Origin of the sequence: Pseudomonas sp. QE6 (assembly GCF_041379005.1) — a bacterium.
Taxonomy (GTDB): domain Bacteria; phylum Pseudomonadota; class Gammaproteobacteria; order Pseudomonadales; family Pseudomonadaceae; genus Pseudomonas.
In genome coordinates, this window is record NZ_CP166873.1 from 4,247,076 (window position 1) to 4,269,484 (window position 22,409).

Annotated in this window: 15 protein-coding genes; 4 read left to right on the forward strand and 11 right to left on the reverse strand. The window is 68.4% G+C overall.

Features of this window, described 5'->3' with window-relative positions; all coding sequences use genetic code 11:
* Window positions 1–37 precede the first annotated feature (37 nt).
* Window positions 38–2,743, reverse strand: a complete 2,706-nt coding sequence (locus ACAW63_RS19515; protein ID WP_371227888.1) for a LuxR C-terminal-related transcriptional regulator — start codon at window positions 2,741–2,743, stop codon at window positions 38–40.
* 263 nt (window positions 2,744–3,006) lie between these two features.
* On the opposite strand from ACAW63_RS19515, the gene ACAW63_RS19520 reads away from it, so the two are divergent.
* The 4 genes from ACAW63_RS19520 to ACAW63_RS19535 all read left to right on the forward strand — a co-directional run bounded on the left by ACAW63_RS19520 (window position 3,007) and on the right by ACAW63_RS19535 (window position 7,756).
* On the forward strand, window positions 3,007–3,780 hold the full coding sequence (locus ACAW63_RS19520; protein ID WP_371227890.1) for an enoyl-CoA hydratase/isomerase family protein: 774 nt from the start codon (window positions 3,007–3,009) through the stop codon (window positions 3,778–3,780).
* 33 nt (window positions 3,781–3,813) lie between these two features.
* Entirely contained in the window at window positions 3,814–5,058 is a 1,245-nt protein-coding gene (locus ACAW63_RS19525) for a thiolase family protein (protein ID WP_331319397.1), read from the forward strand.
* Between the two features lie 70 nt (window positions 5,059–5,128).
* The gene (locus ACAW63_RS19530; RefSeq protein WP_331319398.1) at window positions 5,129–6,040 is read left to right on the forward strand and encodes an SDR family oxidoreductase; all 912 of its coding nucleotides are present in this window, start codon (window positions 5,129–5,131) and stop codon (window positions 6,038–6,040) included.
* A 144-nt stretch (window positions 6,041–6,184) separates the two neighbouring features.
* Complete coding sequence (locus tag ACAW63_RS19535) at window positions 6,185–7,756, forward strand: AMP-binding protein (RefSeq protein ID WP_371227892.1); 1,572 nt, start codon at window positions 6,185–6,187, stop codon at window positions 7,754–7,756.
* 320 nt (window positions 7,757–8,076) lie between these two features.
* Here the strand turns inward: ACAW63_RS19535 and ACAW63_RS19540 are convergent, their stop codons facing one another.
* The 10 genes from ACAW63_RS19540 to ACAW63_RS19585 form a co-directional block, all read right to left on the reverse strand.
* Window positions 8,077–9,099 (reverse strand): DUF1254 domain-containing protein, encoded by a 1,023-nt coding sequence (locus ACAW63_RS19540; RefSeq protein WP_371227893.1) that lies wholly within the window; start codon window positions 9,097–9,099, stop codon window positions 8,077–8,079.
* Between the two features lie 26 nt (window positions 9,100–9,125).
* Window positions 9,126–10,451, reverse strand: coding sequence for a DUF1214 domain-containing protein (locus tag ACAW63_RS19545; RefSeq protein ID WP_371227894.1), 1,326 nt, complete (start codon window positions 10,449–10,451; stop codon window positions 9,126–9,128).
* A gap of 91 nt (window positions 10,452–10,542) precedes the next feature.
* Window positions 10,543–11,592, reverse strand: a complete 1,050-nt coding sequence (locus tag ACAW63_RS19550; protein WP_371227896.1) for an NAD(P)-dependent alcohol dehydrogenase — start codon at window positions 11,590–11,592, stop codon at window positions 10,543–10,545.
* 89 nt (window positions 11,593–11,681) lie between these two features.
* Window positions 11,682–13,139, reverse strand: a complete 1,458-nt coding sequence (locus ACAW63_RS19555) for an acyl-CoA reductase (RefSeq protein WP_371227898.1) — start codon at window positions 13,137–13,139, stop codon at window positions 11,682–11,684.
* Between the two features lie 3 nt (window positions 13,140–13,142).
* Window positions 13,143–14,573: a hypothetical protein gene (locus ACAW63_RS19560; RefSeq protein ID WP_371227900.1), complete on the reverse strand. Its 1,431-nt coding sequence runs from the start codon at window positions 14,571–14,573 to the stop codon at window positions 13,143–13,145.
* Between the two features lie 170 nt (window positions 14,574–14,743).
* Window positions 14,744–15,448, reverse strand: coding sequence for a TetR family transcriptional regulator (locus ACAW63_RS19565; protein ID WP_371227902.1), 705 nt, complete (start codon window positions 15,446–15,448; stop codon window positions 14,744–14,746).
* Between the two features lie 6 nt (window positions 15,449–15,454).
* Window positions 15,455–17,425 carry an alkyl/aryl-sulfatase gene (locus tag ACAW63_RS19570; RefSeq protein ID WP_371227904.1) on the reverse strand — a complete coding sequence of 657 codons (1,971 nt, stop codon included), beginning with the start codon at window positions 17,423–17,425 and terminating at the stop codon, window positions 15,455–15,457.
* A 60-nt stretch (window positions 17,426–17,485) separates the two neighbouring features.
* Window positions 17,486–18,619 carry an acyl-CoA dehydrogenase family protein gene (locus ACAW63_RS19575; RefSeq protein ID WP_371227906.1) on the reverse strand — a complete coding sequence of 378 codons (1,134 nt, stop codon included), beginning with the start codon at window positions 18,617–18,619 and terminating at the stop codon, window positions 17,486–17,488.
* A gap of 101 nt (window positions 18,620–18,720) precedes the next feature.
* A complete protein-coding gene (locus tag ACAW63_RS19580) occupies window positions 18,721–19,869 on the reverse strand; it encodes an acyl-CoA dehydrogenase family protein (protein WP_371227908.1) in 1,149 nt (382 codons plus the stop codon).
* Window positions 19,870–19,918: 49 nt separating this feature from the next.
* Window positions 19,919–22,396 (reverse strand): RND family transporter, encoded by a 2,478-nt coding sequence (locus ACAW63_RS19585; RefSeq protein ID WP_371227910.1) that lies wholly within the window; start codon window positions 22,394–22,396, stop codon window positions 19,919–19,921.
* Window positions 22,397–22,409: the final 13 nt, after the last annotated feature.

Consider the following 22,409-nt stretch of genomic DNA (forward strand, 5'->3'; position numbering starts at 1 on the left):
CGCGCGCCTCCCCTCTTGGTAGGGGAGCGGCCGGACGTCAGGGAATCACCCCCTGCTGGCGAGCCAGGGAAATCGCCGCATAGCGGCTGGATACGCCGAGCTTGGCGAGGATGTTCTTCACGTTCCATTTCACCGTGCCGAAGGTGATGTTGAGGGTCAGGGCGATACGCTTGTTGGACATGGCCTGGGCGATCAGCCCGAGGATTTCCACTTCGCGCGGGGTCAGGATGCTGCGCGGCTCGGCACCCGGCGCGCGCCGGGCGGTTACCGGCTCCGCCTCTTCCGCGTCGCGCCCGCCACGGGCCAGCAGCTCGTCGAGGTAAGCGGCGCAAGGGCCTTCCAGCCCGCCCTCCTCGGCCACTCGTTCGAGCAGCGCCAACAGGCGCGGCCCCTCGTCGAGCAGGGTGCGCACCAGGCCGAAGCGCGCGGCGTCCTGCAGCACCGCCGCCAGGCAGTCCAGGGCCTGCTGTTCCTGGCCCAGGTCGGCATGGGCGATGGCCGCCAGCAGCCGCGCCTTCACCGCCGTGCGGCCACGGCCATAGCGCTCGGCGAAACCGCCCACTCGCGCCAGGCACTCCAGCGCCCGGGCCGGCTCGCGCTCCGCCAGGGCCAGGCGCGCCCTGGCGAAGGCGGCAATCGTGGCGACTTCGTCGCGGCAATCGCCACGGTAGCCCTCGGCCAGGGTTTCCAGGCGCACTACCCGCTCCGAGGCGCGGCGCAAGTCCCCCTGGCCCAGCCAGGTCTTGGCCTGCTCGGCCAGCATCAGCGCCTGCGGTCGATCCAGGCCGAGCTTGTGAAAGTGCGCGGTCTGGGCCTCGAGGAACTCCTGCAGCGCCTGGGGCGACTCGCGCAGCGCGGCGATCCGTGCGCGACACACCGAGGCACGGGCCATCACGTCGGGCATCGACGACTGCAGGATGCCGTTGCGGTTGGCCAGCACCGCCAGGGCCTCGTCGATGCGGTCCAGTTCGTAGTAGGCGTCGCACAGGTTGGCCGCGCACAGACTGGCCGACACCGAGCTGCGCCCATAGCCCGCCTCGGCGCGCGCCAGCAGGTTGCCGCCCAGGCGCGCCGCCTCGGCGGCGTCGCCTCCGCGCAGCAGGGCGAGGATCAGGGTGCTCTCGTAGACCAGCGCCATGTCGTTGTCGCGGTCCTCGGCGAGGATCGGGTTGTCTTCGTGCAGCCGGTGTACGGCGTCCACCCGGCCCAGCAGCAGGTAGGCGGTGGCCAGGGCCGACAGGCTGATGTAGCGCAGCGAGCGGTTCTCCAGCGGCGCCCGCTGCGCCGGCTCCAGCAGGCCGATGACCCTCCGGGGATTGTCCAGCTGCAGGGCGATGGCGGCGTCGGCCAGGGCAAAGCGCGAGGACAGCGCAGGATTCTTCGCCGCCTCGGTGCGGCGGATCTGCTCCAGCCAGCGCTCGGCCTTCTCCGGGCGCGCGGTAAAGGCGTAGGTCAGGCAGCCGACGATGAACAGCCGTGGATGGTCGAACAGCGTCTCCTGCGGCAGGCGCTCCAGCAGGTGCAGCATCGGGCTGATGCAGGCCATGCTCCAGGCGGTGCTGGCGGCCTGCTCCATGGCCGCGACGGCGAAGTCGAGGTCGCCGCCCAGGTTGGCGTGGCGCACTGACTCCACCAGCAGCTCATGTTCGGCGAACCACTGGCTGGCCCGCCGATGCAGCGCCTCCACCGCCGCCGCGCCGCGCATCGCCAGGCGCTGTCCGAGGAATTCGCCGAACAGTGGGTGGAAACGGTACCAGGGCATGCTGTCCTCGGAGTCGACCCGGTAGATCAGCAGGTTCTCGTCCTCGGCACGCTGGATCAGCGCGGCGGCCTGGGTGCTGCCAGTGACGAAGGCGGCCAGGTCGGCGTTGAAGCGACGGAATGGCGACAGCTGCTCCAGCAGCCCGATCAGTTCCGGCGCCAGGCACGCCACCACGTCCTCGGCCAGGTAGGCCTGCAGGTCGCTGGACTTCCACAGCAGCGAGCGCAGCTTGGGGCGCCGCGCCGGGCGGATGCGCAGCATGGTGGCAATGGGTTGCAGGCTGGCCGGCCAGCCGCCGGTCAGCTCGTGGATCAGTTGCTCCTCGTCGGCGGTGAGCCTGAGGCTGCCCAGGTTGTGCTCGAAGAAGGCGCGGGTTTCCTCCAGGTCGAAGGGCAGCTCGGCGAAGTCGATCTCCGCCACCTGGCCCTGCATGCGCAGGCGCCCCAGGCTCAGTGGCGGCGTGCTGCGCGAGGCGATCACCAGGTGCAGGTTGGCCGGGCAATGGTCCAGCAGCTTCTGCAACAGACGGTGGGCCAGCGGCGCCTCGACGTGGTGGTAGTCATCAATCAGCAGGTACAGCTCGCGCCCGGCCTGCTCGGCCTGGCGGGTCACCAGCGCCACCAGCGCGGCCAGCGTGGATTCCCCGGCTTCGTCCAGGGCCAGCCCGGACTCCACCGCGATGCCCAGGCGCTGCAGGGCGGCCAGCAGGTAGGCGAGGAAGCTGGGGTACTGGCGGTCGTCATGGCTGAGCGACAGCCAGGCGACGTCCAGCCCCTCCTTGAGCAGCGCCTGGCGCCACTGCGCGAGCAGCAGGGTCTTGCCGAAGCCGGCGCCGCCAGTGATCAGCGTGAGGTTGCCCAGGCGCGCCTCGTGCAGCCGCTCCAGCAGCTGGGTGCGCGGAATGTGCCGGGTATTGAGGCGCGGCGGGGAGAATTTGGTGGCGACCAGCAGGTCGTCGGAGTTCATCAGCGAGCTTTGCATCTTCTTGTTAGCCCTTGCTCTGGCGTTAGGCGGACGGCGGTAGCGCACGCAGACCCGTGGCTCCGCTCTTCTGGGTACTGGCCAAAGGCGCGGTGGGCCCGGCGCATGCCGTCCGCCCCGCCGCGCCCTTTCCTCGACGGCCACGTCCATCCTGCACCAGCCCCTGCGCCGCCGACCCCGTCCGCAAGGGGGGGGGAGCGGCGCCGATGGGCTGGCGTAACGTGCAAATCGACCGTATCGACCCCCGTCCGCGAGGAGCAGAAATGAGCGAATCCGTTAAGTTTGAAGTGAAAGGCCAGGTAGGCTGGATCACCCTCTCCCGTCCCAAGGCGATGAACGCCCTGAACCCGGAGATGCTCCAGGCCATGATCGAATGCCTGAAGGCCTGGGAAGTCGACGCCGACGTGCGCGTGGTGGCGCTGACCGCCACCGGCACGGCGTTCTGTGCCGGCGCCGACCTCAAGGTCGCCGGCGCTCCGCAGCCCGGCGAAATGGACCTGCTGGACAACATCGTCGCCTTCTTCGACCGCCTGCGCGTGTTCCCCAAGCCGGTGATCGCCGCGGTCAACGGCCTGGCCCTGGCCGGCGGCCTGGAGACCGTGCTGTGCTGCGATTTCGTGATCGCCGCCGAAAGCGCCCGCTTCGGTGACGCCCACTCCAACTTCGGCGTGTTCCCCGGCGGCGGTGGCGCGGCCATCCTGCCGCGCAAGATCCCGGAAAACGTCGCCAAGTACCTGCTGTTCACCGGCGACTCGCTGCCGGCGCAGGACATGAAGACCTACGGCCTGGTCAGCGAAGTGGTGCCCGACGGCGAATTGCTGGCCCGCGTCCAGGCCATCGGCGACAAGCTGGCGGAAAAGAGCCCGCTGGTGCTGCGGCGGATGAAGCGCGTGGCCGACGAGGCCGCCGACAAGTCCCGCGCCGATGCCCTGCGCCACGAGCTGCTGGAACTGCGCAACCACCAGCGTTCCTACGACATCGCCGAGGGCCTGCGCGCCTTCGCCGAGAAGCGCAAACCGGCCTTCAAGGGCTATTGATCCCGCCCCACTACCGAGCATTTCGAGGAAGCGATGGAAAACATCTATATCGTCGGCGTCGGCATGACCGCCTTCGGCCGACACGCCGACAAGAGCGTCAAGCAGCTCACCGCCTGGGCCGTCGAGGACGCCCTGAAGGACGCCGGCTGCGATCGCCGGTCGATCCAGGTCGCCTTCTACGGCAACTGCACCCAGGGCCATTTCGACGGCCAGCACATGATCCGTGGCCAGGTCGCCCTGCTGCCCCTGGGCCTGGACGGCATCCCGATCTTCAACATCGAGGGCGCCTGCGCCTCCTCCAGCCACGCCTTCAACCTGGCAGTCACCCAGCTGCGCGCCGGCGCCGCCGAGGTGGCCCTGGCCGTCGGTGCGGAGAAGATGTTCTACAGCGACAAGCAGAAGATGTTCTCGGCCTTCGAGTCGGCCTGGGACATCGAGACCTTCGAGGACAACAGGAACTACCTGGCCGCCATGGGCAAGGGCATCGTCCCGCCGCCCGGCTCGCAGTCCGAGAAGCCCTACAGCCCGTTCATGGACGTCTACGCCGCCCTCGGCCGCGGCGGCCTGATGGAGCGCTTCGGCATCACCCAGCGCCAGCTGGCGGCGGTGTCCTCGAAGAACCACGGGCACTCGGTGCACAATGAGCGCTCGCAGTACCGCAATGCCATGAGCATCGAGGAAATCCTCGCCGCGCCGCCGATCACCTACCCGATCACCCTGCCGATGTGCTCGCCGATCTCCGACGGCGCTGCCGCCGCGATCCTCTGCACCGAGTCGGCGCTGAAGAAATACGGCTTCGACAAGAGCCGTGCGATCAAGGTCCTGGCCAGCGTGGTGCGCTCGGCGTCCGCGCGCGCCGCCGACGATTTCGCCAACGGCTGCACGCACCTGGCCGGCAAGGCCGCCTTCGAACAGGCCGGCATCGCCCCGCAGGACGTCGACGTGGCCGAAGTGCACGACGCCACCGCCATCGGCGAGTTGCTCTCCATCGAGGCCCTGGGCCTGAGCGAGCCGGGCATGAGCGGCGTGATGGCCGAGCGCGGCGACTTCACTCTGGGCGGACGCCTGCCGGTCAACCCCTCGGGCGGCCTGGAATCCAAGGGCCACCCGATCGGCGCCACCGGCATCGGGCAGATCTTCGAACTGGTGGAGCAACTGCGTGGCAATTGCGGCAAGCGCCAGGTCGAGGGCGCGCGCATCGCCCTGCAGGGCAACGGCGGCGGCCTCTGGCGCGTCGAGGAGTCCACCGAGCACGTCGGCATCTTTGCCCGCGCCTGATCACTATCCTTGACGGGAGCGGTACCTCGCTCCCGTCGCGACAACAACAAGATCCATGAGGAACCACAGCATGACCATTCGTTTCGATGATCGCGTCGCCATCGTCACCGGCGCCGGCAACGGCCTGGGCCGCATCCACGCCCTGCAACTCGCCGCGCGCGGCGCCAAGGTGGTGATCAACGACTTCGGCGGCAGCCGCGACGGCACCGGCAGCTCCTCCGACGCCGCCCAGGCCGTGGTCGAGGAAATCCGCAAGGCCGGCGGCAACGCCATCGCCAACGGCGCCAACGTCGCCGACTACGAGCAGGTCCAGGCCCTGGTCCGGCAGACCGTCGAGGCCTTCGGCCGCGTCGACATCCTGATCAACAACGCCGGCATCCTGCGCGACAAGTCCTTCGCCAAGATGGAGCTGGCCGACATCCATGCCGTGCTCAACGTCCACCTGCTGGGGTCGATGTACTGCTCCAAGGCCGTCTGGGACCTGATGAGGGAGCAGAACTACGGGCGCATCCTGATGACCACCTCGGCCGCCGGCATGTTCGGCAACTTCGGCCAGGCCAACTACGGCGCGGCCAAGATGGGCCTGGTGGGTCTGATGAACATGCTCGCCATCGAGGGCCGCAAGAACAACATCCACGTCAACACCCTGGCGCCCATGGCCGCCACCCGCATGACCGAGGACGTGATGCCGGAAGAGCTGCTCAAGGCCAGCCGCGCCGAGCAGGTCAGCCCGGGCGCGCTGTTCCTGGTCAGCGAGCAGGCACCGACCAAGCTGGTGCTGGGCGCCGGCGCCGGCGTGTTCTCCGCCGTGCGCATGGAAGAGACCACGCCGGTGTTCCTGGGCAGCGAGCTGACCCCGGAAGACGTGCAGGCGCACCTGGAGCAGATCACCGACTGGAGCAGCGCCGGCCCGCGCAACGATGCCAACCAGCAGGTCGGCCTGTTCATCGACACCGCGATGAAAGCCCTCAAGGGCGCCTGATCGGCGCGGGTGACTGCCAACGCAAGCCCGGCCCGCGCGGCCGGGCTTTCGTACATCCGCGCAACGACCAAACCCCATGCGGCGCCCCCAGGGGCGCGGTTATCATGGGCCGGTTCCGCGACGGCCCCGAGATGGAGAACAACAATGACAACCATGAATTTCTCGCGAACCATCGGCAACCTGGCGGTCCGCTTCGGCGAGCGCGAGGCCCTGGTCAACATCGAGCGCAACCGCCGCTACAGCTTCCGCCAACTGCACGCCCTGACCAACCGCATCGTCAACATGATGCGCGAGCGCCTGCAACTGCGTCGCGGTGACGCCTACCTGTGCATCCTGGAAAACGACAACATCGCGCTGCTGCACGCCTGGACCGCGCTCAAGGGCGACGCCGCGGCGGCGTACACCAATTACCGCGATGCTTTCGACGAGCACCGCTGGCAGGTCGAGTTCATCCGCCCGAAGGTGGTGTTCATCGAGAACGCCCTGCTCGACAGCCATTTCCCCATGCTCCGCGAACTGGGCATCCTGGTGGTGTGCATGGACCCGCCGGCGACGCCGCGCGACGGCCTGATGTATTTCTGGGACCTGCTCGAAGGCGTCTCGGACGCCAACCCGGACGTCGAGAACGACATCCAGCATGACGCCCTGGTCTACCGCTTCACCGGCGGCACCACCGGCCAGGGCAAGTGCGCCACCTACACCACCGACAATTGGCTGGCCCTGCGCGATTCGATGTACATGGAGAGCGAGCAGCCCTACCAGCCCGACACCCGCTTCCTGCACATGGCGCCGATCAGCCACGGTTCCGGCCTGGGCCTGCTGCCGACGCTGTTCCGTGGCGGCTGCACGGTGACCCAGAACGTGCCCGACATGGTCCAGCTGTGCCGCAACATCGAGGCGGAACGCATCACCATGACCCTGCTGGTGCCGACCATGGTCTATCGCCTGCTGGAAATGCCCGAGGCCAGCCACTACGACCTGAGCTCCCTGCAGACCCTGGCCTACGGCGCCGCGCCGATGAGCCCGGCCAAGCTGCGCCAGGCCCAGGAGCGCTTCGGCAACATCTTCATGCAGATCTACGGCGCCACCGAGAGCCTGCATGCGGTGGCCATCCTGGGCAAGGCCGAGCACCTGAGCGCCAGCGAGCAGCAACTGGGCTCCGCCGGGCGCATCGCGGCGGCCGCCGAGGTGATCATCGTCGACGAAGACGGCAAGGAGCTGCCCCTGGGCCAGACCGGCGAGCTGTGGGTGCGCTCGCGCGGCACCATCGGCGGTTACTACCGCAACCCCGAAGGCACTGCCAACGAGTTCAGCAATGGCTTCTGGAAGTCCGGCGACCTTGGCTACATCGACGACCAGGGCTTCCTGTTCCTGGTCGACCGCAAGAAGGACATGATCATCACCGGCGGCTTCAACGTCTACGCGGTGGAAGTCGAGGCGGCGCTGAACGCCCACGCGGCGGTGTCCAACTCGGCGGTGGTCGGCATCCCCCACGAGGAGTGGGGCGAGGCGGTGCACGCCGAGGTGGTGCTCAAGGCCGGCGCGCAGGTTTCGGTCGAGGAGTTGCAGGCCTACGTCAAGGAACGCCTGGGACGCTTCAAGGCGCCCAAGTCCATCCTCCTGGTCGATGCCCTGCCGGTGAGCGTGGTGGGCAAGGTGCTGCGCCGTCAGGTGCGGGACAAGTACTGGAAGGACAAGGCGCGGCGAGTGTCGTGAGGCCGGGTGGAGGGACTCGCTCCCTCCATGCTCGACCGTAGGCCGGATAACCGATCGCGGTTATCCGCCGTTGGCGGGAACGTCGGTTCCCATCCTGCGAACAATCCAGGTGCTTTTCGTAGGAGCGAGCTTGCTCGCGAACCAGCCCCGCTGCGGATCCGTTCGCGAGCAAGCTCGCTCCTACAGGTACCTGTGATGCCTGGCATCAGGGGCAGCTTCCTTTTCCGGAAAGTCCGCAGTCAGACATCTCCCCTCACCCCAGGGTGAGGGGCTCTTGCCCCCGTAGGAGCGGACTTCGTCCGCGTTCCGCCAGCCGCACCTCAGGACAGCGGCTGCGGCTCCGGCATCTTCCAGCCGCCATCGAGAATCGCCGGCTGCGGCAGGTAGTAGCGGATCATGTAGTTCCACCCCGGCATGATCGGCAGACAGTTCGCCACCCCCGCCTTGCATTCACCGAAGCGCACGTTGATCTTGCCGCCCTCGCCCTTCTGCGCCGTCAGGTTGTTCAGGGTGTAGGCGCCCAGTTCGTTGCGCTGGAAACGGCCCTGCGCATCGTAGACGCTGATCGACCAGAACGCCCCCACCGGAACCGCCGGCACGTCCAGGCGGTAGGCGGTGGCGCCATCGTTCCGTGGCGGCGTGACGATCTGGTAGAAGGCGTCCCGCTCCGGGTTGCCGCCCCAGGCGATGGCGCTGCCGACCAGATGCCGCAGCGGATCGACCTGTCCCGGCGCGCCGAACATGCCGCGCGAATCCCCCACTGTCGTACCGAGGACGATCAGCGCGGCGCGCAGACGGTCCTGGCTGGTCTTGTCCCAGGCGGGAACGGCGAACTGGCCGGGGCCGCCGGGCTGGCTCACGCGGATGCGGTCCTGCAATGCATGCGCCTGCTGCAGGTCCTCGCTGCTGGCGGGGTCGATCAGGGTCCGCACGCCGAGCAGCACGTAGCGCGTGCCGACGTCCTCACGGGCGATACGGTAGCTTCCTGCGCGGTAATGCATGGCGAGCACATGGTGATCTTCATCGATCACCGCCAGCGAACGGTAGCGCTTGCCGGCCTCCGGCAGATCCACGGTGACCGGCCCGGCGTCCAGGTCGAAGACCGCGGTGGAATACAGGGTGTCGCGGTTGGGCCGCACCACCGTCCTGGCATCCACCGGCATCAGTTCGCGCCAATGGACGAACTGGCCGAAGCCGCCGCGCTGCGCGGTAAGGGCGAAATAACGATCCGACTCGGCACGCACGAAGTTGTCGAGCGTGACCGGCACCGGTGCGTCAGCGGCATGGGCGGCGCCCGCCAGTAGCAGGGCCAGCGTGGTCGCGAGGCGCAGGGGTTTGAACATGGGACGTTCTCCTTGTCGATATGTCATCAGGAACCTTTGACGATGGCCGGCGGGAAGTAGCTGCCGGCCGCCACCGCGCCCTTGGCGCCGTAGTAGCGGAACACCAGGCGATATGGCAGGTCGGCGCGGGTCGGCAGCCAGTTGCCGGCGGGTGCGCCGGCGGGTTTCTGCGGAGCGAAGTACAGGGTCAGCGAGCCATCGGCGTTGTAGGTCAGCTGGGAGTAGTTGTTGAGCAGGAAGCGCTGCAGCGGATTGGGCAGTACGCGGAAGCTTTTCGCGTCGGTCGCGGTAATCGACCAGAAGTACTCTGCCTGGCTGGCTGGCAGTTGGTCTGCCGGGAAGGTCAGGCTGTAGCTGGCGCCGCCGTCGAGGGGCTTGCCGTCGGCATCCAGCGCACCGCGGAAGTAGTTCACCTCATTGCGGGTGTTGGCCCAGATGCCGCCGTAGTTCACCAGCGTGCGGGTCAGATAGTTGCTGCCATAGGTGCCGCTGACCGGCGGCCGCGACCAGCCGTTGCGCTGGGTGCCGCCGCCCAGGGTCGGCGAGGCCTTGGCGAGGTCGGCGTAGGCGCGGCTGCGGATGATCTGGTCGATGCGCTGGCGCTGTTGCGGGTCACCGATCGCGGCGGCAACGGCGCGCACCTTGGCTTGCAGCGGCGCCATGCCGGGGTTGATATCGGGTTCGGCCAGGGCCGCCTCGGCGCCGTCGAAGATTTCCACGCCGGGCAGCTTCGGCCAGGCGAAGTCCGCTACCGGCGGCACCTGGGGCAACGCCGGCTTGCCGGTGGGCTGCAGGGTGAAGGCGCGTTGCAGGCGTTCGGCGCCCTGCGGGTCGGCACCCAGTTCGACGCGGGTCAGCAGGCGCGCGCTACGCACCGGCAGGTCGATTCGACGGACATCGGCGGGCAGCTTCACCTGCGCGTCCTTCAGGCAGAAGGCGAACTCGCCGTCGGGGCGCTCGGGGGAGGTGCGCTCGTTGACGTTGGCCAGGGTCTCGCCCCAGCCGTTGAGCACCTGGGCGGTGTAGTAGCGGCCCTGGACCTTCGGCACGCCGAGCAGCGTGCAACTGTGCTCGTCCAGCGCCAGCCAGGCTTCGGAATAGGCGACATCGAGGTTGGGGTTGGGCCAGTCCACCGCACCGGGCTTGCGATGAACCAGGTTGTTCCAGCCCATGCCGTCGCTCAGGTCGATGCGCTGCTGGCGCAGCACCAGCGCGCGGCCGAGCAGATAGACGTAGGCCTCGCTGATCACCTGCGCGTCCACGGCAGGCGCGGCCTCGCTGGCCAGGGCGACGGGGCAGGTCGTCAGCAGCACGCTGGCCGCGACGGCGCAGAGGGCATGGGGCATCCGCATGAGGGTTTTCTCCGGCATGAATGAAAGGGCAGAGTAGTCCGCCCTTCCCTTTCACCGGCCCCTCCCCGTGTGGGGGGATCGTGCCTGTGCCTCAGTCCCGCAGCGAGGCCATGTCGATGACGAAGCGGTATTTCACGTCGTTGCGCTCCATGCGCTCGAAGGCCGCGTTGATGTCCTCCATGGCGATCAGCTCGCACTGCGGCAGCACCTCATGCTCGGCGCAGAAGTCCAGCAGTTCCTGGGTCTGCGCCAGGCCGCCGACCAGAGAACCGGAGATGGAGCGGTTGTTGCGCGCCAGCAGCGCACCGTGGATCGGCTCCAGCGGCTCCAGCGCGCCCACCAGCACCAGCTTGCCGTGGCGGCCGAGGAGCATCAGGTAGGGGTTGAGGTTGTGCTGCCGGGGGATGGTGTCGAGGATGAAGTCGAAGCGGTTCGCCGCCGTCTTCATCGCCTGGGCATCGCTGGACAGCAGTACGTCGTGGGCACCCAGGGCACGGGCGTCGTCGGCCTTGCCGGGGGAGCTGGTGATCACGGTCACCTCGGCGCCCAGGGCCACGGCCAGCTTCACCGCCAGGTGGCCGAGGCCGCCCAGGCCGAGCACCGCGACGCGGCTGCCCTGCCCCACGCCGTGCTCGCGCAGGGGCGTCCACACGGTGATGCCGGCGCACAGCAGCGGGCCGGTGAAGCGCATGTCCAGCGCCTCGGGCACGCGCAATACGAAGCGCTCGCTGACCACGATGTTCTGCGAATAGCCGCCGAGGGTCACTTCGCCGTTCTGCCGGTCACGGCCGTTGTAGGTGGGCGTGGCGCCGTGTTCGCAGTGCGGCTCCTCGCTCGCTTCGCAGGCAGCGCAGTGCTGGCAGCTGTCCACCAGGCAGCCGACCGCTACCCGGTCACCCACCTTGTAGCGGCTGACCGCCGGGCCGACGGCACTCACCAGGCCGACGATCTCGTGGCCGGGCACGCAGGGAAACAGGGTGTTGTTCCAGTCGTTGTGCGCGTAGTGCAGGTCGGTATGGCACACGCCGCAGTAGGCGATTTCGATGGCGACGTCGTCCGCGCGCAGCTCGCGGCGGTCGATGCGCAGCGGAGCCAGCGGCGCGCGGGCAGCGCTGGCGGCGTAGCTGAGGCATTGGGACATGGATGACTCCTGATACGAAAACCGGGCCGGCGGCGCCGGCCATGCGGGGTTGCGCCGCCGCCCGGTGCGGGTGGCGGCGGGATCGGGGCTCAGAGCGATGGACGCAGCCAGGGCGCCGGGGTGGTCTCCGGCGATGCGATCTGGTTGCTGATCCACTTGCCCATGCGACGCATCGGCTCGATGGCGTCCTGCGGGGCGGCGAACTTCATCGCTGCCGCGTAGCCCAGGGATACGATGCGCTGTGCGCCGTACAACGGCAGCACGTCCTTGATCCGGTCCTTGATCGCCTCGGGGTAGACGCCGACGGTCTGGGTGTAGGCGTCGACCGCATCGAGCATCTGCTCCAGCGAATCCACCGGCACCAGGTTGGCGGTGCGGTCGTCCAGGCTGGCGGCGAAGGACACCGCCTCGGGCAGCTGCGAGCAGATGATCGCGCCCTCGCCTGCGCGGCCGCCGATCACCCGGTACCAGTCGTCATCCAGACGCAGCGCGTCGACGTGGGCCTTGAGCCCCGGGTCATAGCGCTTGGGCCGCGTGCTGACGGTGTTGGGCAACGCCAGCAGTGCCTCGTAGACATACTGGCCGAAGCGGTTGAGGCGCTCCAGCCCGGCGCTGTCGGTGCCGCTCTGCACGTAGGCCACCCGCGAACAGACGCAGCCCTTCTGGTTCAGCACGCCGATATCGGTGGCCAGGCGCACCGCCGCCTCGCGCAGGCTGGCCTCGCTGGCGAAGGCCTCGCTGCCGATGATGCTGGCGCTGCGCTTGGGATCCAGGGAGATCAGCTCCAGCCCCGGCTGGATGTAGCGGGTGACGTGCTTGAGCGCGGCGAAACCGCCCCAGGCGACGATCTTCTCGATGTTCTGCGGCTGGTACAGGCGCTGCTCCAGGGCCTGGTCGCCGCCCTTCCAGTAGGCCACGCTGAGGTGCTTGGTCAACGGGTGGTCGGGCGCCATGTCGATCATGGTGCGGGCGATGGCCAGGGCGGTGAAGGGGTCGTTGGACGGCGCCTTGATGATCGCATCGCTGCGCAGGACCATGTTGCGCACGATGGTCCACAGGGACAGCGCCACCGCGTTGCCGGCCACGATGTGCAGCGCGCGGGAGCCGAAGCAGCGGGTCTCCAGCTCGGTGCCGTCGAGCAGGCGCTGGCGCACCCAGCCCTCCAGGTACGGGATGCCGACGGTGCTCTCGGCCATCTCGATGATCGCCTCGCGGGTCAGCAGGTGGCGCAGGTTCATGTAGGCGCCGCGCACCATGGTCGGGGTGGTCGGTGCGGTCAGGTAGGACAGCTCGCAGGCTTCCTGCAGGTAACGGTTGCTGGCGAAGTCCAGGCGCTCGGCGAGGGCCTCGCAGTAGCCGAGGATGTCCTCGAAGCTCAGCGCGTAGAGGTCGGCCAGCTTCGCCGGGTTGCCCAGCGGCAGGCGGTCCAGGTAGCGGTGCGCGTCAGGGGTGAGGAAGGTCAGGTCGCCGCCGCGGCCGCCGACCTCGATCAGGTGATCGGTGATGACCTCGCCACGGATGATCATCGGTGCGATGGGATGGCTCATGGCTCAGGCCTCCAGGGTGCTGAGGAAGTCCATCGCTTCGCGATGGGCCTGTTCGGACGCGGCGCAGGTGATCTTGTCGTCGCCGCCGTTCTTCTCGCTGTAGCGCTGCACGGGCCCGACCACATAGCGGCTGTGGCGCCCGCAGGGGCAAGGCGCGTCCCACTCGACGGTGACTTCGTCGCCGGTGATGAAGCCGCCCCAGCGCAGTTCCGCACCCAGGTCGAAGAAGGCCGCGCGGCCGGTCTGGCGACCGCTGCGCGGCAGGGTTCCACCGGTTTCCGGATCGAGCACGAAGGGAATCGCGGTGTGCGCGAAGTGGTAGTTGCCGTGGTCGCACAGGGCGTGGGAACCGCTGACCACCTCGGACATCGCGTAGGTCTCGTTGATGCGCTGGGCGCCAGTGAAGCGCAGTACCTCTTCGCGCCAACCCTCCGGTTGCACGACACCCTTGGCGCCGCCGGTGGTGGCGATGAAGGAACCGGGGTGGAAGACCCCTTCCAGACCGCGCGCCAGCCCTGCCTTGGCCATGTTGTGCAGCAGGTTCCAGGTGCCGCCGATATAGACGCGCTGGCCCTTCAGGCGCTGGGTCATCTCCTCGAAGAAGGCCGCCAGGTGCTGCGGCATCTCGGCCTGCAACTGGTCGTAGGCCTGTTTCTTCGCCAGCAGCGCCGGACTCAGTTGCAGGCGGTCGAGGGTGCCTCGGGCCTGGGCCGCGCGGACCTTGGCGCCCAGGTGCAGCACGTCGCTGGAGAGGGTCGCAGGATAGGCCGGGTGGAAGTTGTCCAGGCTCGGCAGCAGGCCGCGCATCAGCGCCATGTTGCCGCGCACGTGGCTCAGGTAGCCCTTGCGGTAGTACGGGTACAGCGCATGCAACTGCGGATCGGGGGTATCCGGGCCCTGCATGTCCCAGGCGAACAGCCGGCGCACGCTCGCCGCCTTCTCGAATTCGCGGGTGCCCAGCGGCAGGAACGACAGGGTTCCGGAAGTGCCCGAGGTATGGCTCAGGCACAGCTGCGGCACCTGTGCGTCGATCGCCTCGAACCAGTCGTCCAGCCCCTCGCAGTCGCTCACATCAGCGGCCAGCAGGGCCTCGCCGATCTCCGGGGTCACCAGCTTGGACAACCAGCGGTTGATCGCGGCGAAGTTGTTGTTGTCCAGCAGTGACGGCGGGTAGGACTTGAAGACGGTGTGCTCGAACAGCAGCGGGACGACATCTTCGAGCCGCTCGATGCGCTCCACGCCCTCGGCATCGGCCAGGCGCTTGAGCACCGGGATGCGCTCGCGCAGTTGCGTGAAGCGGCGTTGCAGGGCTCGTATCTGCAGGGCGTCGATCTCGGCGCGGGGCAGTTCGTTCCAGGCCTGGCGGGAATGGCCGACCAGGGCGACGGGGTCGCTGAGCAGCAGGTCGACCTTTTCGTCGATTGTTCTTGTCATTGTTCCGGGTCCTCGCTTGCACCCTCCGTACCGCCGCCGGCACGAAGGACCGGCTGCCCGCCGCGGGCAGCCTTCATGGCAAGCCCAGTCTAGGAACTGGCGGGCCTGTGCTGTTCCGGATTCCCGATGTTTCTTGTGATCGACAAGTCGTTGAATTAAAACGACTTTGATCAGCTTTCGGCGGTGCTTTCCGAATCCGCGGTGAGCAGCCCATGGAGCATGCGCGCCAGCAGGCGGACAGTCTGTTCCTGCTGCAGGAAGTCGGGGCGCTCGATGACCAGCGCGCGCGGCAGCGCCGTCGCCGCCTGGTAGGCGAGAAAGCCCGCCAGCTCGCGGTCGCGCACCCGCACTTCGGTGGAAAATCGCTCGACCAGCGCGGGGATCACCTGGGATACCCAGAAGCCATCCCCGCGCACCATGTCCAGGCGCACCAGCTCCGCCTGGTAGGCGGTCTTGATGCTCAGTTCGGAGTCCAGCCGCAGCCAGCGCTGCAGCGCGGCCAGGCCGGTGTGCAGGAGCAGTTCGATGCCATCCATCAGGCAGGCGGAATCCGGCAGCGCACGAATGCTGGCGATGACCTCGACCCGCGCCTCGCTGCGGTAGTCGTCGAAGATCGCCGCCACCAGCGATTCCATGGTGGGGAAGTATTCGTAGATGGAACTGATGGCCACCCCGGCGTGTTCGGCGAGGCGGTGTACGGTGAGCGCCGCCCTGCCCTCGCGTTCGAGGATCTCCCGGCCGGTGATCTTCAGCGCCGCCACCAGCGCCACCGAGCGCGCCTGGCGCGGGCGCTTGCGCTGGGGCGCCGGTAGCGCCACGCGCAGGACCGGCTCGGCCGGTTCCTGCGCTGGTTTGTCGATGGGCTTGCGGGGCATGGACACTCAGGGGGTGACGATGTTGAACATGGGGTCGAAGCTCGACATCGCAGCCATCAGTGCCTTGAATTTGCCGGCATCGCCCTCCAACTTGAGCGCATCCTGCTTGAGTGCGGTGGGGAAGTCCAGCTGCTTCAGGGCGATGCGGTCGAGGGTCGCCTTGCTCATCCGCAGGCTGACGTCCGGCTTGGCATGGCTGGCCCCCTCGCGGTAGGTCAGCACGCCATTGCGCAGGGTCAGGGCGAAGGACTGCGCCGGCTCGTCGAAGGCCCAGTTCAGGGTCATGTCGTGGCCCAGGGCCTTGTCCGAGTCCAGGCGCACGGCCAGCAGGTCGAAGAACATCGCCGGGGTCGCGGCGCGCACCAGGTCTTCCACCGGGCGGCCCTTGTAGGGCGGCAGGCCGTTGCGCAGCTCGCTGGCGCCGACCAGGTACATGTTGCGCTGCACGCCCGATTCGGCGGCGTAGCCCAGCTGTTCCAGGGCGGCGGCCTGGGCCTCGCGGGCGGCGCGGTTGTCCGGCTCGGCGAAGACCAGGCGGTTGCCCAACTCGGCGGCCCAGCGGTAGTCGCCCTGCTCCATGGCCTGGCGCACCAGGCCCAGCACCTTGTCGGCGCCGCCCATGGCCGCCACGTAGCGCTTGTCGGCCTGCTCCGGCGGCAGCGGCGCGAGGTTGGCCGGGTTGCCGTCGTAGAAGCCCAGGTAGCGCTGGTACACCGCGCGCACGTTGAAGGCCAGGTTGCCGTAGTAGCCGCGCAGGTACCACTTGCGGTCCAGCTCGCCGGGCAGCTGCTTGACCGCATCGGCGATCTCCAGCGGCGTCAGTCCCTGGTTCAGCAGGTGCAGGGTGCGGTTGTTGATGAAGGCGTACATGTCGCGCTGGTCGGCCAGTTCGGTGCGAATCCGCTCGCCACCCCAGGTCGGCCAGCTGTGCTGGACGAACATCACCTCGGCCTTGTCGCCGTAGCGCACCAGGCTGTCGTCGAGGAATTTCGACCAGGCCTTGGCGTCGCGCACCTCCGCGCCGCGCGGGGTGAGTACGTTGTGCATCATGCGGGTGGCGTTCTCGGCCATGCCCAGGGCATGCCACTGCGGCAGGTACAGGTTCATCTCCGCCGGCGCCTCGGTGCCGGGGGTGAGCTGGAATTCCAGCTCGACCCCGGATATCCGCAGAGTTTCCTGAGGCTTGCGGATCAGTTCGGTGGGGGCGATCAGGCCGACGCTGCCGCCTCGCGGCGCCGCCTTGCCCAGGCCGCTGTCCACCAGCGCCTGCTCGCCACGCGGCAGCAGGCTGCCGCCCTGATACATGGCGCGGCGCAGCATGGCGGTGCCGGCCAGCACGTTCTCGCTGATGGCGTGGTCCATGAAGCCATCGGGAGCGATCACCCGCACCTTGCCGGCGCGCACGTCGGCCTCGTCGATCACCCCGCGCACACCGCCGAAGTGGTCGAGGTGGCTGTGGCTGTAGATCACCGCTACCACCGGCTTGTGCGGGCGCTTGCTGTAGTAGAGGTCGAGGGCGGCACGGGCGGTCTCGGCCACCATCAGCGGGTCGATGATGATCAGGCCGTCGTCGCCCTCGATGATGGTCATGTTGGCCAGGTCCAGCCCGCGCACCTGGTAGAGCCGCTCGGCGACCTGGAACAGCCCGGCATGGGTATTGAGCTGCGCCATGCGCCAGAGGCTGGGGTTGACGCTGTCCGGCGCCTTCTCGGCGGCGAGGAAATCGTACTGGTGGGTATCCCACACCACCTTGCCCTGGGCGTCCTTGATGCTCCCGGCGAAGGCTGCCACCAGCCCGCGCTTGGCGTCGTCGAAGTCCTGCCGGTCGGCGAACGGCAGACGGCCGAGCACGGCGTGGTTGGCGGCGATCGTGGCCGGGCTCGCCGGCAGCGGCGCGACCGGCTCGGCGGCCGAAGCCTGGCCGGCGAATGCCACCAGGGCGGCCAACAGGGACAGCGGGAGATATCGGCATTGCATGGTCATTACGTCCTTATCGTCGATGTCCGACCGGCGCGCTGCGCTTCGGATCGGCGTAGCTCATATCGGTGTAGAGATGCCCAGCAAGGTTCGGGCGATCAGCATTTTGTGAGTATCGGTGACGCCGTCGCTCAACGGCAGGCTGAGGGCCTCGCGCACCAGGCGTTCCACCTCGCCGGCCCGCGCCAGGCCGTCGGCGCCCTGCAACTGCACGGCGTTGCGACAGACCTGCACGGCCATTTCGCTGGCATACCATTTGGCCATGGACACCTGGGGATCGCACGGCAGGCCTGCATCGATCAGCCCATAGGCCCGCCGGCAGAGCAGGCGCGCCGCGTCGGCCAGGGTGGCCATCTCGGCAAGCTGGGCGGCGAGCAAGGTGTCCGGCCCGCCCGCCAGGCGCTGCCGGGCAGGTTCGAGGCTGGCCTCCAGCGCGGCGCGCATCAGCCCCACGCAGAGCAGGCCGGTATCGATGCGCGCCACGTCCAGCGCCCGCAGGCTTTCCTGCAGGTCCACGCCATCCTCGCCGAGCAACTGGCAACCGGGCACCCGCGTCTGGCTGAAGAAAACCTGGGCGGTGGACTGCGAATGCAGCGCGATGCACTCGGCGTTGCGCGTGACGAATCCATGGGCGCGGCGGTCCACCAGCAGGTGCACCCACTGGTCGGCGTCGCTGCGCGCAGCGACGATGACGAAGTCCGCGTAGTGCCCGTTGGCCACCCAGGTCTGCTCGCCGTCGAGGATGAAGTCCTCGCCTTCGCGGCGGGCCGTCACCCGGGGCGTATCCGCCGTGGCACCCGTATCAAGGCAGAAGGCACCGAAGCTGCGGCCGCCGAGAAGATCCGGCAGGTAGCGTTCGCGAATCGCGACCCGCTGCGCCGGCAAGCCGGCGAGGAAGGCGGCCACGGCCTTGTTGGTCTTCACGCACAGGGCCACGTCCGCCGACAGCGTCCCCAGCTCCTCGAACAGCATGGCCTCGGTGAGCCGTGCCAGGCCCAGGCCGCCCTGCTCTTCGGCGATGCTCGCGCCGGGCAGGCCGAATTCGGCGATGCCCTGGGCCAACTCGCGCATGCGCCCCTTGGGCAGGCTGCGGTCGCGGAACTCCCGCGCCACCGGCACCACCTCGCTGTCGAGGAACTTGCGGAAACTCGCTACCGCCAGACGCTGTGCTTCGCTCGGCATCTCGTTATGCATCTGCCCTCTCCCTTCCCCAGTGCGGTGCCACCGTGCAACCCCGGCGCCGGTCCGGCCTGAGCCGGACCCTGATGCGCGTCCTACCTGTCGGAGGGCGTGCCTCAAGCCAGGTGGCGAACGATGATGAGTTTCTGGATGTGGCTGGTACCTTCGTAGATCCTGGTCACCCGTACGTCGCGGCAGTAGCGCTCCACCGGGAAGTCCGCCAGGTAGCCGTAACCACCGTGGATCTGCAGCGCGTCGGAGCAGACCTTCTCGGCCATCTCGCTGGCGAACAGCTTGGCCATCGAGGCTTCCTTGGCGCAGGGCACGCCCATTTCGCAGAGGCGCGCGGCATGCACCAGGTACTGGTGCGACAGCTCGACCCGGGTGGCCATGTCGGCCAGGTCGAAGGCCACGCCCTGCAGCTGGATGATCGGCGCGCCGTAGGCTTCGCGCTCCTGCGCATAACCGACCGCCGCCTGCAAGGCAGCGCGGGCGGTGCCGGTGGCCACGGCGGCGATCGCCACCCGACCTTCGGACAGCGAGCCCATCACGTTGCGGTAGCCGGAGCCCTCGGCACCCAGCAGGTTTTCCGCCGGTACCCGGCACTCGTCCAGCTGGATAGCGGCGACCTGGGCCGAACGCTGGCCCATCTTGTGTTCCACGCGGGCCACCACGTAGCCGGCGTGGACCTTCGGTTCGACGATCAGCAGGCTGCTGCCCTTCTTCCCGGCGTTGCGGTCGGTCACCGCCAGCACCAGTCCGACGCCCGCCTCGTTGCCGTTGGAGATGAACTGCTTGCTGCCGTTGAGCACGTAGCTGTCGCCCTCGCGCCGGGCGCTGGTGCGGAAGGCCGCGGTGTCCGAACCGGCGTGGGGCTCGCTGAGCAGGAAGGCGCCGATCCGGCTGCCGTCGGCGATGCCCGGCAGGAACTTGCGCTTCTGCTCTTCATTTCCCAGGCGGGCGATGGTCAGGCCCACCGAGTTGTGCACGTGGATCAGGGTGGCGAAACCGGTGTCGACGGCGGCGAACTCCTCGATCGCCAGGCAGTACTCGACGAAGCTGGCGCCGGAGCCGCCGTAGGCTTCGGGCACCAGCATGCCGAGGAAGCCCAGCTCGGCCACGGCCGCCAGCTCCTCGCGGGGCCAGGCGCCGGTGCGGTCGCGCTCGGCGGCGGTTGGCGCCAGAACCTCGGCGGCAACCTTACGGGCGCTGTCGCGAATCAGCCTCTCCTGTTCGTTCAGGAAGATCGCGGACGTATCACTCATCTTGCTTACCTCACAGTGCAATTCATCAGGGGCGCCGTTCGCGGCGGGTTCAGACGCAACGGGCGACGGGTTCGTCGCGCCGCTCGCTCACGCTGGCCTTCGGCGTGGTAACGACGCTGCACGCGGCGCGGGGCCCGGAGGCACCGACGCCACGCAGCAGGAAATGGGAAAGCGCCGGGATGAGCACCAGTGCGCCCAGCATGTTCCAGACGAACATGAAGGTGAGCAGGATGCCCATGTCGGCCTGGAACTTGATCGGCGAGAAGGCCCAGGTGATTACGCCGGCCGCCAGGGTCACGCCCACCAGGGCGACCACCTTGCCGGTGAAGCGCAGGGCGTGGCGGTAGGCCTCCACCAGCGTGGCGCCGGCGCGCTGGCTGGCCAGCTGGATGCTCAGCAGGTAGAGCGCGTAGTCCACGCCGATGCCCACGCCGAGGGCGATCACCGGCAGGGTGGCGACCTTCACGCCCATGCCCAGCACCACCATCAGCGCCTCGCAGAGCACCGAGGTGATCACCAGCGGGACCACCGCGACGATCACTGCGCGCCAGCTGCGGAAGGTGATGAAGCACAGCACCACCACTGCCGCATAGACGTACAGCAGCATGCTCAGGTTGGCCTTCTTCACCACGATGTTGGTGGCCGCTTCGATACCGGCGCTGCCGGCGGCGAGGAGGAACTGGTGCTCTGCCGTGCTGTGCTCGGCGGCGAAGCGCGCGGCGGCCTCGACCACCCGTTCCAGGGTCTGCGCCTTATGGTCGGCCAGGTAGGCCACCACCGGCATGATCGAGCACTCGGTGTTGAACAGCTCCGGGTTGGTGGTGCTGGCGGTGCGCGCCGCGTAGTTGAGCACGTCCTGGTTCGGCGACAGGGTCAGCCACTTGTTGCTGCCCTCGTAGGAACCGGCGGTGATCTTGCGCACCGCGTCGGCCAGCGACACCGTGCTCTGCACTCCCGGCACCTGCTGCAGGGTCCAGCCCAGGCGGTCCGCCTCGACCAGCGTCTGGTAGGCCAGGCAGCCTTCGGCCGGGGTCTTGACGATCACCGCGAACTGGTCGCTGGACAGTGAGTACTTGCTGGTGATGTAGGCGTTGTCCAGGTTGTAGCGCGAGTTCGGACGCAGCTCGGACGCCCCGGCGTCGAGGTCGCCGATCTTCAGCTGCGTGCTCAGGGCAAAGCCACCGGCGCCCAGCAGAGCGGCGCCGATCAGCAGCGGCGTGGCCCAGCGGCGCTCGGTGAAGCGCTCCAGCAGGGCCCAGACGCCACCAGCGCTGCGCTGTTCGGCACGCAGGCTGCGCGCGGCGGCGCTGGCGCTGACACCGGTATAGGACAGCATCACCGGCAGCAGGATGAGGTTGGTGAACACCAGCAGCGCCACGCCGATCGAGGCGGTGATGGCCAGGTCCTGGATCACCGGGATGTCGATCAGCATCAGCACCGCGAAGCCCACCGCGTCGGCGGCCAGCGCCGTCAGCCCGGCGAGGAACAGGCGGCGGAAGGTGTAGCGCGCCGCCACCAGGCGGTGGGTGCCACGGCCGACGTCCTGCATGATGCCGTTCATCTTCTGTGCCCCGTGGGACACGCCGATGGCGAACACCAGGAACGGCACCAGGATCGAGTACGGGTCCAGCTCGTAACCCAGCAGCGCGATCAGCCCCAGTTGCCAGAGCACCGCCACGCAGGAACAGCCCAGCACCAGCGCGGTGCTGCGCAGGCAGCGGGTCCAGCCATAGATGATCAGCGCGGCGATGATGGCGGCCACGGCGAAGTACAGGACCATCTGCCGCAGACCGTCGAGCAGGTCGCCCACCACCTTGGCGAAGCCGACGATGCGCACCTGGATGTCGGCGCCGTCCTGGGCTCCGGAATACTTCGCACGGATCGTCTCCAGGCGCTTGGACAGCTCCCAGTAGTCGATCGGCTTGCCGCTGTCGGCGTCCTTGTCCAGCAGCGGCACGAACACCATGCTGGAGCGGTAGTCGCCGCCCACCAGGTTGCCCAGCAGCTGCGCGCGGCCGATGTTCTGCCGCAGCTGCTCGATGTCCTGATTGGTGCCGGAATAGTTGTCGGGCATCACCGGGCCGCCGGCGAAGCCCTCCTCGGTCACCTCGTTCCAGCGCACCACCGGCATCCACAGCGACTTGACGTTGGCGCGGTCGACGCCCGGGGTGAGGAAGAGTTCGTCGTTGATCTGCTTGAGGGCCTGCAGGTAGGCCGGGTCGAAGATGTCGCCCTTGCGGTTCTCCACCACCACGCGCACGGCGTTGCCCAGGCCCTTGAGTTCGTCGCGGTACTCCAGGAAGTTGCGGATGTACGGCTGGTTGTGCGGGATGGTCTTTTCGAACGCCGCGTTCAGCGTCAGCCCGCGTGCCTGCCAGGCCAGCAGCGCGGTGGCCAGCAGGCACAGCAGCACCACCACCAGGCGGTGGTTGAAGATCAACCGCTCCAGACGGCTGCCCGACGCGTGATCGAAATCGCGCAGGTCGGCGATGGTCTGCAGGTGGTCGGTGGAATTGTCGATAGCCATCACGTTACCCCGA

Coding starts and splice junctions, on each gene's coding strand:
- ACAW63_RS19515 (WP_371227888.1), bottom strand. CDS start 2,743: ATGCAAAGCTCGCTGATGAACTCCGACGACCTGCTGGTCGCCACCAAA.
- ACAW63_RS19520 (WP_371227890.1), top strand. CDS start 3,007: ATGAGCGAATCCGTTAAGTTTGAAGTGAAAGGCCAGGTAGGCTGGATC.
- ACAW63_RS19525 (WP_331319397.1), top strand. CDS start 3,814: ATGGAAAACATCTATATCGTCGGCGTCGGCATGACCGCCTTCGGCCGA.
- ACAW63_RS19530 (WP_331319398.1), top strand. CDS start 5,129: ATGACCATTCGTTTCGATGATCGCGTCGCCATCGTCACCGGCGCCGGC.
- ACAW63_RS19535 (WP_371227892.1), top strand. CDS start 6,185: ATGACAACCATGAATTTCTCGCGAACCATCGGCAACCTGGCGGTCCGC.
- ACAW63_RS19540 (WP_371227893.1), bottom strand. CDS start 9,099: ATGTTCAAACCCCTGCGCCTCGCGACCACGCTGGCCCTGCTACTGGCG.
- ACAW63_RS19545 (WP_371227894.1), bottom strand. CDS start 10,451: ATGCGGATGCCCCATGCCCTCTGCGCCGTCGCGGCCAGCGTGCTGCTG.
- ACAW63_RS19550 (WP_371227896.1), bottom strand. CDS start 11,592: ATGTCCCAATGCCTCAGCTACGCCGCCAGCGCTGCCCGCGCGCCGCTG.
- ACAW63_RS19555 (WP_371227898.1), bottom strand. CDS start 13,139: ATGAGCCATCCCATCGCACCGATGATCATCCGTGGCGAGGTCATCACC.
- ACAW63_RS19560 (WP_371227900.1), bottom strand. CDS start 14,573: ATGACAAGAACAATCGACGAAAAGGTCGACCTGCTGCTCAGCGACCCC.
- ACAW63_RS19565 (WP_371227902.1), bottom strand. CDS start 15,448: ATGCCCCGCAAGCCCATCGACAAACCAGCGCAGGAACCGGCCGAGCCG.
- ACAW63_RS19570 (WP_371227904.1), bottom strand. CDS start 17,425: ATGCAATGCCGATATCTCCCGCTGTCCCTGTTGGCCGCCCTGGTGGCA.
- ACAW63_RS19575 (WP_371227906.1), bottom strand. CDS start 18,619: ATGCATAACGAGATGCCGAGCGAAGCACAGCGTCTGGCGGTAGCGAGT.
- ACAW63_RS19580 (WP_371227908.1), bottom strand. CDS start 19,869: ATGAGTGATACGTCCGCGATCTTCCTGAACGAACAGGAGAGGCTGATT.
- ACAW63_RS19585 (WP_371227910.1), bottom strand. CDS start 22,396: ATGGCTATCGACAATTCCACCGACCACCTGCAGACCATCGCCGACCTG.